General features: G+C 59.5%; 15 protein-coding genes. 7 read left to right on the top strand and 8 right to left on the bottom strand.

Annotated elements, in window-relative coordinates; all coding sequences use genetic code 11:
* Nucleotides 1-37: 37 nt before the first annotated feature.
* The 3 genes from Q5H93_RS07720 to Q5H93_RS07710 form a co-directional block, all read right to left on the bottom strand.
* Nucleotides 38-664, bottom strand: coding sequence for a uridine kinase family protein (locus Q5H93_RS07720; RefSeq protein WP_305005932.1), 627 nt, complete (start codon nt 662-664; stop codon nt 38-40).
* Nucleotides 665-683: 19 nt separating this feature from the next.
* Nucleotides 684-1,271, bottom strand: a complete 588-nt coding sequence (gene rdgB / locus Q5H93_RS07715; protein ID WP_305005931.1) for an RdgB/HAM1 family non-canonical purine NTP pyrophosphatase — start codon at nt 1,269-1,271, stop codon at nt 684-686.
* Between the two features lie 74 nt (nt 1,272-1,345).
* On the bottom strand, nt 1,346-1,798 hold the full coding sequence (locus Q5H93_RS07710) for a hypothetical protein (protein WP_305005930.1): 453 nt from the start codon (nt 1,796-1,798) through the stop codon (nt 1,346-1,348).
* 202 nt (nt 1,799-2,000) lie between these two features.
* Between Q5H93_RS07710 and Q5H93_RS07705 the strand changes: the two genes are divergently transcribed.
* From Q5H93_RS07705 to hemC, 5 genes are all read left to right on the top strand, one after another.
* Nucleotides 2,001-2,270: a type B 50S ribosomal protein L31 gene (locus tag Q5H93_RS07705; RefSeq protein ID WP_305005929.1), complete on the top strand. Its 270-nt coding sequence runs from the start codon at nt 2,001-2,003 to the stop codon at nt 2,268-2,270.
* A 174-nt stretch (nt 2,271-2,444) separates the two neighbouring features.
* Nucleotides 2,445-3,650, top strand: a complete 1,206-nt coding sequence (locus Q5H93_RS07700) for a GlmU family protein (RefSeq protein ID WP_305005928.1) — start codon at nt 2,445-2,447, stop codon at nt 3,648-3,650.
* A 105-nt stretch (nt 3,651-3,755) separates the two neighbouring features.
* The gene (locus tag Q5H93_RS07695; protein WP_305005927.1) at nt 3,756-4,151 is read left to right on the top strand and encodes a GxxExxY protein; all 396 of its coding nucleotides are present in this window, start codon (nt 3,756-3,758) and stop codon (nt 4,149-4,151) included.
* Nucleotides 4,152-4,212: 61 nt separating this feature from the next.
* Nucleotides 4,213-5,361 carry a DNA polymerase III subunit gene (locus Q5H93_RS07690; protein ID WP_305005926.1) on the top strand — a complete coding sequence of 383 codons (1,149 nt, stop codon included), beginning with the start codon at nt 4,213-4,215 and terminating at the stop codon, nt 5,359-5,361.
* A gap of 39 nt (nt 5,362-5,400) precedes the next feature.
* Nucleotides 5,401-6,327: a hydroxymethylbilane synthase gene (gene hemC, locus Q5H93_RS07685; RefSeq protein ID WP_305005925.1), complete on the top strand. Its 927-nt coding sequence runs from the start codon at nt 5,401-5,403 to the stop codon at nt 6,325-6,327.
* Here hemC and Q5H93_RS07680 read toward each other — a convergent pair.
* Nucleotides 6,305-6,946 (bottom strand): DUF2238 domain-containing protein, encoded by a 642-nt coding sequence (locus tag Q5H93_RS07680; protein ID WP_305005924.1) that lies wholly within the window; start codon nt 6,944-6,946, stop codon nt 6,305-6,307. The genes hemC and Q5H93_RS07680 overlap by 23 nt on opposite strands.
* Before the next feature lie 126 nt (nt 6,947-7,072).
* On the opposite strand from Q5H93_RS07680, the gene Q5H93_RS07675 reads away from it, so the two are divergent.
* Together Q5H93_RS07675 and Q5H93_RS07670 are read left to right on the top strand one after the other, a co-directional pair.
* The gene (locus tag Q5H93_RS07675) at nt 7,073-7,753 is read left to right on the top strand and encodes a peptidylprolyl isomerase (protein ID WP_305005923.1); all 681 of its coding nucleotides are present in this window, start codon (nt 7,073-7,075) and stop codon (nt 7,751-7,753) included.
* Between the two features lie 3 nt (nt 7,754-7,756).
* Nucleotides 7,757-8,647: an SDR family oxidoreductase gene (locus Q5H93_RS07670; RefSeq protein WP_305005922.1), complete on the top strand. Its 891-nt coding sequence runs from the start codon at nt 7,757-7,759 to the stop codon at nt 8,645-8,647.
* Between the two features lie 724 nt (nt 8,648-9,371).
* Here the strand turns inward: Q5H93_RS07670 and Q5H93_RS07665 are convergent.
* The 4 genes from Q5H93_RS07665 to Q5H93_RS07650 form a co-directional block, all read right to left on the bottom strand.
* The gene (locus Q5H93_RS07665) at nt 9,372-10,352 is read right to left on the bottom strand and encodes an ABC transporter permease (protein WP_305005921.1); all 981 of its coding nucleotides are present in this window, start codon (nt 10,350-10,352) and stop codon (nt 9,372-9,374) included.
* Nucleotides 10,349-11,410: an ABC transporter permease gene (locus tag Q5H93_RS07660; protein WP_305005920.1), complete on the bottom strand. Its 1,062-nt coding sequence runs from the start codon at nt 11,408-11,410 to the stop codon at nt 10,349-10,351. The genes Q5H93_RS07665 and Q5H93_RS07660 overlap by 4 nt, the downstream gene beginning before the upstream one ends.
* 12 nt (nt 11,411-11,422) lie before the next feature.
* Nucleotides 11,423-13,183: an ABC transporter substrate-binding protein gene (locus Q5H93_RS07655; RefSeq protein ID WP_305005919.1), complete on the bottom strand. Its 1,761-nt coding sequence runs from the start codon at nt 13,181-13,183 to the stop codon at nt 11,423-11,425.
* 63 nt (nt 13,184-13,246) lie between these two features.
* Complete coding sequence (locus tag Q5H93_RS07650) at nt 13,247-13,483, bottom strand: hypothetical protein (protein ID WP_305005918.1); 237 nt, start codon at nt 13,481-13,483, stop codon at nt 13,247-13,249.
* Nucleotides 13,484-13,487 lie beyond the last annotated feature (4 nt).

Here is a 13,487-nt window from a genome sequence, read left to right as displayed (position 1 = left end):
CAAGATAACAAACGTGCCCCGACAGGCTGGCGTTTCCCTACCGCCCCTCGGCCACCTTGGCCTTCAGAAAGCCCACCAGCACCTCCAGCCCCTTATCAAAGTGCCGGTTATTCGGCACCACGATGTCGGCCTCGTGCTTGTAGGGCGCGATAAACTTCTCGTACGTCGGCGCCACGTGGTGGGTGTAACGGTAGAGCACGTCGGCCAAATCGTAGCCCCGCTCGTCGCGGTCGCGGATGATGCGGCGGTGCAGCTTGACGTGCTCCTGGGCATCGATGTAGACCTTCAAATCGAGCAGCCGGGCAATTTCCTCGAAGTGAAACACGAAGATGCCCTCCACCACCACGATGGGCGCCGGCCTAAACACCAGCTCCTTGGGCTTCACCGTCGAATTATTGAAAGTGTACTCCTTCCGCCGCACCTCCTGCCCCTGGCTGATGCGCAGCACGTCATCAGCATACGCCGCCGCATCGATGCTGGCCGGCAGGTCGAAGTTGTGCACGCCCTGCGCGTCGAGCGTCTGCTTGTCGAGCGAGTGGTAGTAGTTGTCCTGCGAAATCAGGCAGATTTCCTCTTCCGGAAACGAATCCAGCAGGCGGCGCAGAAAGGTGGTTTTGCCCGAGGCGCTGCCACCGGTGATGCCAATTAAATAGGGATGACGCATAGACTGACAAAGGTAAGTTCTATTCGTTTCGCAGGTAGGCCAGCAGCCCCATCGTGGCCCGCGCCCGGTGGCTAATCTGGTTTTTCTCGGCGGCGCTCATTTCCGCCATCGTGCGCCCGCCACCCTCCAGGGGCTCAAACACCGGGTCGTAGCCGAAGCCATTGCTGCCGCGCGCCTCTTCGGTAATCACGCCCTCCACGGCCCCTTCAAAATCGTGAAACGAGCCATCCAGCAGCGCCAGCGAAATCACGGTGCGGAAGCGGGCCGAGTGGTCGGCCTGGCCCTGCAGCTCGTGCAGCAGCTTGGCCACGTTGTCGGCGGCCAGCCGCTGCGGGCCGGCGTAGCGGGCCGAGTACACGCCCGGCGCGCCGTCCAGGGCCGTTACCTCCAGCCCGGTATCATCGGCAAAGCAGGCCAGGCCGTAGTGCTGGCGCACGTAGTCGGCCTTCTGGCGGGCGTTGCCCTCCAGGGTGTCCTGGGTTTCGGGCAGCTCCTCGTGGCAGCCGATATCGGCCAGGCTCAGCAGCTTGATGGAAGGCGGCAGCAGCGCCTGAATTTCCTCCAGCTTGTGAGCATTGTTGGAGGCGAAGCAAAGGGAAGTAATCATCGGCCAAAAGTAAGGGGCACAAAAAAAGCCGACGGCGGTCGGCTTCCTGCAAACGTTGAAAAACCGACTGGTCGCTAGCGAAACATCGATTTGATGGTGCCCCAGGAGCGTTGCACGGCGCTGGGGGTGCCCGCCAGCACGGCAGTGTAGCTTTGGTCGCCGCTGGCGCCATGCACCGTGAGGCGGTAGGTGAAGGGGCCGGTAGCAGCCGGGTTGATGGGTGTGGAGCCCACCACCTGGCGGTACACGTTGCTATCGATGTACTGGTAGCGCCGCTGCCCGGTAGGCACCACGTTGCTGACGAGTGTAAAGGAGGTTTCGGAAGCCGCCTTGCGGTAGAGGTCGAAGCCCGATACGTCGGATTCGCTGCTCACTTCCCACTCCACGCGCACGGTGGCGCCGTCGTAGGCAGCGGTGAAAAGCGTGACGGTAGCGGCAAGTGCCACGGTGGCACTCAGGGCTACCAGCGCCAGGGTAAGCAACCCAAAGCGGTGAATAAGACGAGAAACGAGTACGGAGTGTAGCACGCGCGGCAAGTCGGCCCAGTAGGAGGCCGGATTCAAATGTACAAACTTTTCAGGACAGACCGCAATCCCCGGCCAAAGGTTGCCCCCGGCCGGGGCGCGGCAAAATATCCGAGCCGGCGTTGGCAATCTGCGGGATAAGCCGTACTTTTGCAGTCCCTTCCGCAAAAACGGCGGGGTTCAATGGTAAAACAGCCCCTGCGATATGAAAAAAGACACGCACCCCCAGTACCAGGAAGTGGTTTTTCACGACACTTCTTCGGATTTTAAATTCATCACCCGCTCCACGATGAAGCCGGCCGACACCATCACGATGGAAGACGGCAAGACTTACCCGCTGGTGAAAATCGAGGTGAGCAGCGCCTCGCACCCCTTCTACACCGGCAAAAACGTGTTCATCGACACGGCTGGCCGCGTAGAGAAGTTCATGAACCGCTACAAGAAAAAAGAGCAGAACAGCACCGACAAAATGTAGGCTGCTGCTTTAAGCTGTTAGCCTTTAGCTACTAGCTGTTAGCTTTTAAAGGAAACTCCTTTCGGCCTCGCCGGAAGGAGTTTTTTTGTGGGCAATGCCCAGCCTGCCAACTGTAAATTTGCACTACCTAAAAAAGCTAAGAGCTAGCAGCTATTAGCTAACAGCTTAAGAACAATGCACATTCTTCTGTTCGACGACCCGGCCATTCGCCCGCACCTGCTGCCGTTCACCTTCACGCGGCCGGTGGCGGCGCTGCGTTGCGGCATCCTCACCATCGCCGAGAAGTGGCAGCACCGCCTGGGCGCGCCCACCGTGGGCTACCTCACCCAGCCCTACCTGCAAGCCAAGTTCCCGGCCGGCGACGTGAGCGGCCCCGCCCTCATCATCAACGGGGCCGTGTGCCCCGACGACCTGCTCACGAAGCAGGTGCAGGCCCTGCAGCCCGGCCAGGGCCTCTACTGCGGCGAGCTGCTGGTGGCCGCCCACGTCGCCGATGCCACCCTGGTGGCCGAGCTGGTGCAGGACGGCCTCACCGGCACCGTGGAAGTAGCCGAGCCCGTGACCGTCATCGACCGCCCCTGGCAGCTGTTCCTGCGCAACGGCGTCGAAATCCGCCGCGACTTCGCCCTGCTCACGGCCGGGCGCCAGTCGCAGCCCGTCGGCGACCCGCACACCATCGTGTATGGCGCCGAAAACATCTTCATCGAGGAAGGCGTGAAAATCCGCGCCGCGATTTTGAACGCCGAGGATGGGCCGATTTACCTCGGCAAAAACGCGCAGGTCCACGAAGGCGCCATCATCAAAGGCCCGCTGGCCTTGTGCGAAGGCAGCCACATCAACGCCGGCGCCAAAATGCGCGGCGACAACACCGTGGGTCCGCACAGCAAAGTGGGCGGCGAGGTGGGCAACAGCATCATCCTCGGCTACAGCAACAAGGGCCACGACGGCTACATGGGCAACTCCGTCATCGGCGAGTGGTGCAACCTGGGCGCCGATACCAATACCTCGAACCTCAAGAACAACTACGCGCCCGTCAAAATCTGGAGCCACGCCATCGGCCGCTTCGTGGATACGGGCCAGACCTTCTGCGGCCTGATGATGGGCGACCACAGCAAGTGTGGCATCAACACGATGTTTAACACCGGCACGGTGGTGGGCGTGGGCGCCAACATCTTCGGGGCCGGCTACCCGCGCAATTTCATCCCTAGCTTCAGCTGGGGCGGCCCCGCCGGCCTCGAAACCTTCAAGCTGCCCCGCGTGGCCGAAGTAGCCGAGCGTGTGATGAGCCGCCGCGGGCTGGTGTATGACGCCGTGGAGCAGGGGATTATGCAGCGCGTGTATGATGACACGGCTAAGGACCGGGTGTGGGAGAAAGCCTGACCACGGATTGACACGGATTTTTCGGATTTCACGGATTTTGTGGACGGGTCATTGTGGCGGCGAGTGGCAACTGCAAAGTGTGTTTTGTATTGCTTGTTATTCCTTATGCTAGTTGATACTCGACACAATAAGCTGACCGAGGCTGTTATTGGCTGTGCTATGCGAGTGCACAAGACGCTGGGCACAGGATTTCAAGAGGTAATTTATCAGCGTAGTCTCGCCATTGAGATGAGAGAAGCGGGATTGGTATTTGCCCGAGAAATTGAGATGCCGCTTTTCTATAAGGGTGTAGAAGTTGGTAGCCGCCGGGTAGATTTTTTAGTTGAAGAATGCGTGTTAGTTGAGTTGAAAGCGTTGCATGAACTTACAAAGACTCATCATGCGCAAATCATCAACTACTTAGAAGCCTATCAGCTAGAAGTTGGATTGCTTATAAATTTTGGTGAGCCTAGCTTAAAGTTTAAACGCTTCCTAAAGAATCATCCCCGCAGTTTAGGGTAACTATTCTATCAATCAGTAAAGAAAGTAATCGTCCACAAAATCCGTGAAATCCGAAAAATCCGTGTCAATCCGTGGTTTCAGATTCTCCGACATCCCCGGCCAGGAAGCCGTGAAGCAGGTGCTGCGCCAGTCGGTGCAGCGGCAGCACGTGGCGCACGCGCAGCTCTTCCGGGGCAGCGAGGGCGGCGCGGCGCTGGCGCTGGCGCTGGCCTACGCCCAGTACCTCAACTGCGAAGAGCGCCCCGCAGGCGCGGCCGACAGCTGTGGCCACTGCCCCGCCTGCACCAAAACGGCCAAGCTGGCCCACCCCGACCTGAACTTCATCGTGCCCGTGACCACCACCAAATCGGTGAGTAAAGATGCGGTAAGCCACAAGTTTATGGCCGATTGGCGCACCTTCGTGCTCGACAATCCCTACCAGGGCCTCAACGACTGGATGCAGCACATCGGGGCCGAAAACAAGCAGGGCAACATCTCGAAGGATGAGGCCGTGCAGATTCTCAAAACGGTGTCGCTGAAAGCCTTCGAGGCCCGGTTCAAAATCGTCATTATCTGGCTGCCCGAGCTCATGCACCCCACGGCCGCCAACGCCGTGCTGAAGCTGCTGGAGGAGCCGCCGCCCGCCACCATCTTCCTGCTGGTGAGCTTTGCGCCCGAGCAGCTGCTGCCCACCATCATCAGCCGGGTGCAGCCCATCGTGGTGCGCCCTTTTCCGGAGGCCGATATCACGCAGTATTTGCACGCGCACTACCACTTGCCCGAGGTGAAAGCGCGGCAGGTAGCCCAGATAGCCGATGGCAGCCTGGGCGCCGCCATCGCCTCCAAGGACCAGAACGCCGACCACGACTACTTTGAGTTCTTCGTGAAGTGGATGCGGCAGGCTTACAGTCAGAAAGCGGCGGATATCCTGAAGTCGAGCGACGAATTCCAGAAGCTGGGCCGCGAGACGCAGAAGGAGCTGCTGAGCTACTCGTTGGGGCTACTGCGCAAAGTGCTGCTATTCGGCATCGACCCGAAATTCGTGCCCCACCTGCCCGCTGGTGAGCAGGAGTTTGTGGGCCGATTCTCCAAGCTGGTCACGACGCGCAATGCCGAGCTATTGTCCAAGGAACTGACCGACGCGCACTATCACATCGAGCGCAACGCCAACCCGCGCATGGTGTTCGTGGATAGCTCCTTGCGTATGGGCGGGCAGCTGCGGCAAGCCTAGCCTTTGGATGACTGTTAACTGTTAATCGATACCTGTTAAATGACCAATCCCATTCGCCTCGTCACCCGCAGCAGCCGCCTCGCCATGTGGCAGGCCGAGCACGTCGCCGCTTTGCTCAACCAAGTCGGTTTTGAAACTGAATTGGTGCCCGTGCAAACCATCGGCGACAAGGTGCTGGACCGCACGCTGGCGAAAATCGGCGCCAAGGGTGTCTTCACCGAAGAGCTGGAGGAAAGCCTGCGGCGGGGCGAAACCCACCTGGCCGTGCACAGCGCCAAGGACGTACAAAGCACCATACCCGAGGACCTGGAGCTGCTGGCTTTCCTGGAGCGCGAGAAAGTGAACGACGTGGTGCTGAGCTTTCAGGAAGACTTTTCGCTCGCCAAGCCAGGCATTTTGCTGGGCACCAGCAGCACCCGCCGCAAGGCCCAGCTGCGCCGCTACGCCCCCCACGCCGAAACTGCCGAAGCTCGCGGCAACCTCCAGACCCGCCTGCGCAAACTCGAAGAAGGCCAGTACGATGCGCTGGTGCTGGCCTACGCCGGCGTGCACCGCATGGGCTACGAGCACCTGGTGCGCCACGAGCTCAGTACCACGCAGTTTGTGCCCGCTACCGGCCAGGGCAGCATCGCCGTGGAGTGCGCCGCCGGGCTGGATGCCGACCTGAAAACCCGCCTGAAAGCTGCCCTCGACCACGCACCCACGCACACATGCCTGCTGGCCGAGCGCGCCTTCCTGCACCGCATGGAAGGCGGCTGCAGCATCCCGTCGTTTGCCCTGGCTACTTTGCTGGATGATAGTACTATTCGCCTGGAAGCGGGCATCATCAGCCTCGATGGCGAGGAAGAAGTGAAGGTCGTGCAGACTGGCTCCGATGCGGTAATTCTGGGCGAAGCCGTGGCGCAGGAAGTGCTGGCGCGGGGCGGCCGCGCAATTCTGGCGGCTATTCGCGCCGCCCAGCGCTAGGGCCGCGCCCCACCAAGGCGTAGAGCAGCAGGGCAAAAATGGCCCCGCTGGTATCGGCCAGCATGTCTTTTTGGGCATCCCAGATGTCGCCCTGGCTGCCGAGGAATGCTGCCCCGGCCGAGCCGCCGGCCGTAGCGGCATATATCCACTCAATCAACTCGTAAGCCATGGCTACGGTGCCGATGACGCAGAGCGGAAAGGCATACGAAATGAAACGGCTGCGAATGTTGCCCAGCCGGTCGGTCAGCTCAATGATGGCGAAGGCATAGAAACCGACCGTGACGTGCGCTACCCGGTCGTACATATTGCGCTTGAATCCGAATAGGTTATTAAACCAGTCAAACGGCACTTTCTCAAAGGTATAGTAACCGCCAATGGTATGCATGAGCAGCAGTACGCTCATCAGCGCATAAGCCAGATTAGAAAAGCGGACGCCGCGCCAGTACAGCACCGCCAGTACTCCGGCAATGACCACAATGGGCAGATTTTCAACTACCCAAGTGTCTCGTTCAGCCGGATTGATGGCGCAGATAATAAACACCAGCAGGTAAATAGCCAGCAGTAGTTTGGGAAACCAGTGCGGCGCGGGCCAGGTGACGGAACGGGAAGAATCAGACATGCGCGAGATAGGCGGACAGTTCCGGAAATGAAGAACTTGCGCCGCATACGTAAAACAAGCCGGTACGGCGGTTATTTTTGTCCGGCGTTGTCGTTTGGCACTCCTATCCACAATATGAAATCACCCATGTCTCGTCTGCTTTTGCTGGCCCTGCCCGTGGCCGCGCTGGCCTTCACCACTCCCGCCCACGCTCAGCAGCCCGCCGAAGGTGTCGCGAAAGTGAAAATCAAAGAAAAGGCGCCGAAAAAGCCCAAAGTCAGCAGCAAAGATGAAGTAGTGACCATCACTACTTCGCAAGGCGATATCCGGCTTGTTTTGTTTGATGATACGCCCTTGCACAAGAAGAACTTTCTGGAGAAAGCCAAAAGCGGTTTCTACAACGGCACCACTTTCCACCGCGTCATCGATAACTTCATGATTCAGGGGGGCGATGCCAACAGCAAAGACAGCGACCCCACCAACGACGGCATGGGCAAGGACGCCGACCCCACCGTGCCCGCCGAGCTCGGCCCCGGCCACAAGCACGACTACGGCGCCTTGGCCGCCGCCCGCCAGGGCGGCCCGGCTGGCACGCCCAGCAGCTACTCGCAGTTTTACCTGGTTGAAAACCACGGCGGCACTCACTTTCTCGATGGCGCTTACACGGTGTATGGCCAGACAATTCAGGGCCTCGACGTCATCGACAAAATTGCCAAAGTGGCCAAAGACGGCCGCGACCGGCCCACGACCGACGTCAAAATGACCATGAAGGTAGAAAAGCTCAAGAAAAAGAAAATCACCAAACTCTACGGCTACAAGTATCAGTAAGGCATGAAGATACTTGTAACGGGCTCCAATGGCCTGCTGGGCCAGCAGCTCGTACGGCTATTATCGCAGCAACCCGGAGTGGCCGTAGTAGCTACCTCGCGCGGTGCCAATAAGCTGGCCACCATCTACCCCGAAGCGCCCTTTGTGCGCCTCGACGTGACCGATGCGGTGCAGGTGCAACAAGTGCTGGCGCAGGAGCAGCCCACGCATCTCATCCACACGGCGGCCATGACCAACGCCGACGAGTGTGAGCTGAGCCGCGAAGCCTGCTGGCAGCAAAACGTAACGGCCGTAGCCAATCTGGTGGCCGCCTGCGCCGAGCGGCAGGTTCACCTCACGCATCTCAGTACCGATTTCGTTTTCAGTGGCAAAGTTGGCCCGCTGGACGAGACGGCTGTGCCCGCGCCGGTCAATTTCTACGGCGAAAGTAAGCTCGCCGCCGAGCAGTTGGTGCAGGCCAGCCCCGGCCCCTGGGCCATTGCCCGCACGGTGCTGGTGTATGGCAACGCGCACGACTACGGCCGCACCAACCTGGTAACCTGGGTGCGTGACTCACTGCATGCCGGTAAAGCAATTAAGGTGGTTGACGACCAGTGGCGTACGCCCACTCTGATTGATGACCTGGCCTGGGGCTGCTGGCTAATTGCCCGGCAGCAAGCCCAGGGTATCTACCACCTCAGTGGTGCCGAGATGATGACGCCTTACGCTATGGCCCTGCGCGTGGCCGACTTCTTTCAGCTCGACTCCACACTTATCGAGCGTGTCAACAGCAGCACGTTTTCGCAGCCCGCCCGGCGGCCGTTGCGCACCGGCTTTGTAATTGCGAAAGCGCAGACGGAGTTAGGCTACGAGCCGCGTAGCTTCGAGCAGGGCATTGCACTGGTGGCAGGCTAATCCCCGAACTATTGCCCTTAAAACTGAAAAACCCGCCAGCAGTGCTGGCGGGTTCAGTCAGCGGGGTAGACGCTGGACTGTACTGTTGGGTCTCACAGGTACAGGATTCGGATAGGGTAGACTATTATACTAGATAGGGCACCATAATAACCAGAACAAAACTCAAACGACTGTTCTGTAGGATTGACACTAACGTCTTTATTCAGACTTGGGCCAGGAACCTACAAACAAGCCGCCTACCAGCACTGCCATGTGGCAACGTAACGCGGCTTCCCCCAAAGCGCGTGGGACTACGCTACCGTCCGGTGTTACAAAATCAAGCTCACGCGACGTCGAAACAGAAGCCCTTTTCAGCAACCCCAAAGGTCTGATGTTACTCATAAATGGGTAATTAGAAAGGAGATACATGGTAGAAGGGCTTAAATAGGCGTGGCGTGAATTTGGAGGCGTTCCAAAATCAGTACAATATTACCGCGACTTATCAGCTAAAAAAAGGAAAGACTACCGCTAATTGAGACATTGAAAACATGGGGAATCACTTGATATAGTTAAAAAATAGATTTGAAAAACAAATAAAATCAGTGGTCTAAAACTGATAATCGTCCTTAGATGCTCACTCAGGCCACGTTTCACGAAATATTGTTTTTGCAAAAACACCGCTGTTTTATGACATTAGGCATTCAAAATTAATTTTAATTTAATTTTTACAATCAGTTAATCATCTCTAAATTTTTTGCTTATGTATGGTAAATGACGGGCTTGTAGCAAGCGTTTGCAGCGCTACAATTGAAATAATGAGCAAGAATAATGGGTAAATTGCTGATGAATAAGATGATGGATTGAGGCGTGCGCTGGCTAACATTCGACCCCAGCTTGGAACTGTAGGTGGTAAGCCAACGCCTAAAAATGACAGGGTTGTTTCCAGCCCAATGAGGGCCGTCAAACTAAGCGGTAAGGCTGTGCGGAGGGGTTGGAGGGCGTGGGGAAGGGCATGCCACAGCCATAACCGGAGCGGAGGTAATCCCGCTACCCGAGCAGCTTCGATAAATGGCAGCACCCTAGTGCGTTGCATGTGGGCGCGTACCAAGCGGGCCATCTCGGGCCAAGCCAGCAGGGCCAGCAATACCACCAAATCGATACCAGTAACCCCCTGACTGGTAATCGCTACTACCAGTAATAAACGCGGCACGGCTCCTAGCATCGTGATGCTGCCCAGCAAAAACGTGTCGAGCGGTAGCCGGAACACCGGCCAGCGCCACCTCATCCGCTGTTGCAAAAGAATGCTCAACGCCGCCAGCATCGCCAGTGCCAGCGCATAGCTATAGCCCGGCAGGCGCAGGGAGGCCCAGGTCAGGGTCAGGGCCGCTAGCCAGTAAGGCAGCGGTAGGGCCAGCCGGTTGCCCCAGAAACCGGCTATGCCGCCCGCCAGACCGCCTAACAGGGCCGCCAGGGCGGCGGCGGGCAAGGTGAGCAGCACCACCGTACGCGTGCCAAAAAGCAGGTTGGCCAGCACATCCTGGCCCTGGGCGTCGGTGCCCAGCCAGTGACTCGCACTGCCGGGTGGGGCTGCCACGTGCGCCAAGTCGGGCACCGCGGGCGCGTAGGGCAATGGCAAGCAGGGAACCAGCGCCGCCACTATCACTAGAATGCCAAGCCATAGCCACGCCAGCCGCTTTGCCCATGTCATACCGGCCCTTTGTTTCATCGGATGCGGGGGTCGGCCCAGCCGTAGAGTACATCGGCGAGCAGCAGGGCCAGCAGCCGGGCTGTGCCGATAAGCAATACGCCGCCTACCAGCAGCGGGTAATCGCGGGTGGTGGCGGCCTGCACGAGCAGCCGGCCCATGCCGGGCAGGGCAAATACCACTTCTACCACCAGAGTGCCTGCCACCAGGGTTGGCAGCAAGTCAGTTAGCTGGGTCAGAGAAGGGAGTAGGGCATTGCGCAGCGCGTGGCGGCGAATCACCTGGGGCTGACTGAGTCCTTTGGCATACGCCGTGGCAGTGTACGGCTGCGCCAGCTCGTCGCGAAGGGCGCCGGCCAACTGGAGAGTAACGGCGGGAAGAACGCTCAGCATCAGACTTAACGCAGGCAGCGTAGCATGGTAGGCATAGGTGCTTATCCAAAGTCCCCAGCCCAGTTCTGCGGGCGTGGCTTGGCCCAAGCCGTAGGGAGGAAACCAGGCTGCAACACTCGGATTGGCGAGCAGCAGCAAGAGTGCCAGAGCAATGGCGAACAGCGGTAGCGCTTGTAAACCCGTGAGGGCAGCCTGCAGTAGCGGCTGCCACCTAGGCTGCATGGCCAAACGCTCGGCTAGTTGCCAGGCCAGCAATAGGGTACCCAATAGCGTGATGCCTACCAGTGGTAGCGTATAGACCAATGCTTGCCACAGCTGGCGCGCCACGGGCTCGCGGCTGCCCAGGGAGGTGCCCAAATCGCCATGCACGGTGCTTAATAGCCAGTGATGGTATTGATTGGAGAGCCCATGCCAGCTCCAGCAACCGCTAGTGGTATCGGTGGCGGGCTGCCAGCTCAGGTAAAAAACCGGTTGGTCGAGCCCCAGACGGTGCTGCACGGCACGACGGGTAGCCTGCCGCTGGGCAAAGCTGCTTGGGGTAGAGGTAGTGTTGAGGTCGCCCGCAGCGGGCAGCAGCGCATCATCACCCTGCACCGGCCCCAAGTGGCTGAGCAGAAACACCAGTGAAACCAGCAGCCAGATACCCACCGCCGTTTGTCCCAAGCGCCACAGCCACTGCTTTACCATTTGGTGAGGATTTTAAGGAGTTGGGAAAGACGCGGGTTTCCGCTCCATAGTCGTAACCAGGTAGCCTGGCTTCAGATGGGAAACGTGCAAGCCCGCGAGCTGCCGGCTGGCGGCCAGGCGGGTAGCCATGAAAAATAGCGGTACCACTGGCGCATCAGTCCGCAATGTGGCCTGAAACTGCTGTAAGAGACGGCTGCGCTGCGCTGGCTGGCGGGCGGCAGCAATGGCCTCTATCAGCTGGTCGCTGGCTGGCGTGCCGTAGCCTGTGAAATTGCCCGCGCCCCGGGCACTGGAATGCAGCACCGGGATGAAGTTGAACAGAAATGGATTGCCCTTGATTAGTCGCACATACACGTCAAAGTCACCCGCTTGTAGATTAGGGGTAAGGGCGGCCGCTGCGGTAGGAAGCAGTTCAACGGCAATGCCAACGGAAGCGGCCGCCGCCCGAAACTGCAGCGCCATGGTTTCGAAGCTGGCATCGTCGGCCCGGTAGCGGAAGCGGAGCCTCAGCTGCTGGCGCGCGCCTGCTTTGGGCTGGCGCTGCCAAGGTCCTCTGGGGGTAGTTTGCTGCCAGCCAGCCCGCCGAAGTAGGAGCGCCGCTGTGTCGGGGGCAAATGGCAACAGGCTTAGGCTGCGGTTATAGTTACGCTGGTCATTCGGATGAATAAGCCCAACGGTGCGCAGGCCCTGCCCGAACTGCGTGGCTTGCAGCAGGCCTGCTGCATCAAACAAGTAGCTCAACGCCCGGCGCGTTGGGCCATCAGCGAGAGCCGGCTGCTGGGTATTAAAGCCGGCAGCCACAATATCATAAGAAGGCGCCGTGTAAAAAGCCAGCTGCTCGCGGGTGGTTTCGGAAGCCCGAAGCTGGGCAAATTGCGCTGCCGATACCTGCGGGTAGAGGTCGATGTCGCCGTGCTGCAGGGCCAGTGCGGCCGTGGCATCGTCGGGAATGATGGCAAACTCCAGTCGCCTAGGCTGTGCTTGCAATACAAACGGTCGTGGCCGTACCTGGTCGGCCCACCACCGGGTTTTGCGGCGCAGGCGCAGGGTCTGGTTTTTCTGCCAGGAACTGAGCTCATAAGGGCCGCAGCCCAAAGCTGGTGCCGGACTACCGGGCATCGGAACCGCCGCCAGGTAGCGCCGCGCCAGCCGGCTCAGGGCCGAATCGGGCGGGGTGGTGGGGGGGCGCTTCTGCAACTCCGACAGGGAAGTCGGGCGCAACTCATGCTGGGGGTCCAGCACAGTTTCCGGCAGAATAAAAAAGTCACCAGAGGCCTGGATGTGCTCCACGGCCTGTCCTTGGCAAGTTAGGGTAAACCGCTTGGGATTGAGGCTGTCTATTCGAATTGAGCGAATGAAGCCGGCCTGCGCCCGGGCACTTTCGTTGGGCAGACCCGGGCAATACATGAGTTTCAGCGTCAGGGCCACATCGTGGCCCGTGATGGGCTGGCCATTGTCCCAGGCGGCGGCTTGTCGCAGCTGGTAGGTGAGCTGCGTCAGCGAATCGCCAAGCAGCGTAACCGTCGGGAGAGCTTCGGCCAGGGCGGGGCTGAAATCATTTTTTGAAAAATCAACCTGCAGCAAGCTAAGATGCAGAAGGTTGGCTGCCTCGGTAGCGTATTGATTGGCCAGCAACAGCGGGTCGAGGCTTTCAGGGTCGCGCGTCCAGCGCACCCTGATGGGCGGCTCTTTGGAGGGCCGGCTGGTGCAGCCTGCTACCAAGCCGAGGGCTACGAGAGCCAGCCGGAGCCCCAGCGGGAATAAGTGCTTCATGCGGGGTGTCGGCCGCCAACAGGGGCGGCCAGGCAAGTTAGGCACGAAGCGTCGGTTGCCGGACTATTGGCCGCCGTTGATGTCGCTGCCCCAGCCGCCAGTGCCGCCATCAGCGGGCTTGTCGCTACCCCAGCCGCCGGTGCCGCCGTCGGCAGGTTTGTCGCTACCCCAGCCGCCAGTGCCGCCGTCGATAGGTTGGTTGGTGATGGTGGGCTCCGAGGAGATGGTAGGAGTAGTGGTAACGGGCGGGTCGGTCAGCGTGGCAATCTGAAGGAGGGCGAGGGCTACTAGATTCAACATGATG

It is taken from the genome of Hymenobacter aranciens (assembly GCF_030580865.1).
GTDB classification, from domain to species: domain Bacteria; phylum Bacteroidota; class Bacteroidia; order Cytophagales; family Hymenobacteraceae; genus Hymenobacter; species Hymenobacter aranciens.
The sequence above is the reverse complement of the archived record's forward strand: the minus strand, read 5'-3'. Positions and strand labels throughout refer to the sequence as shown.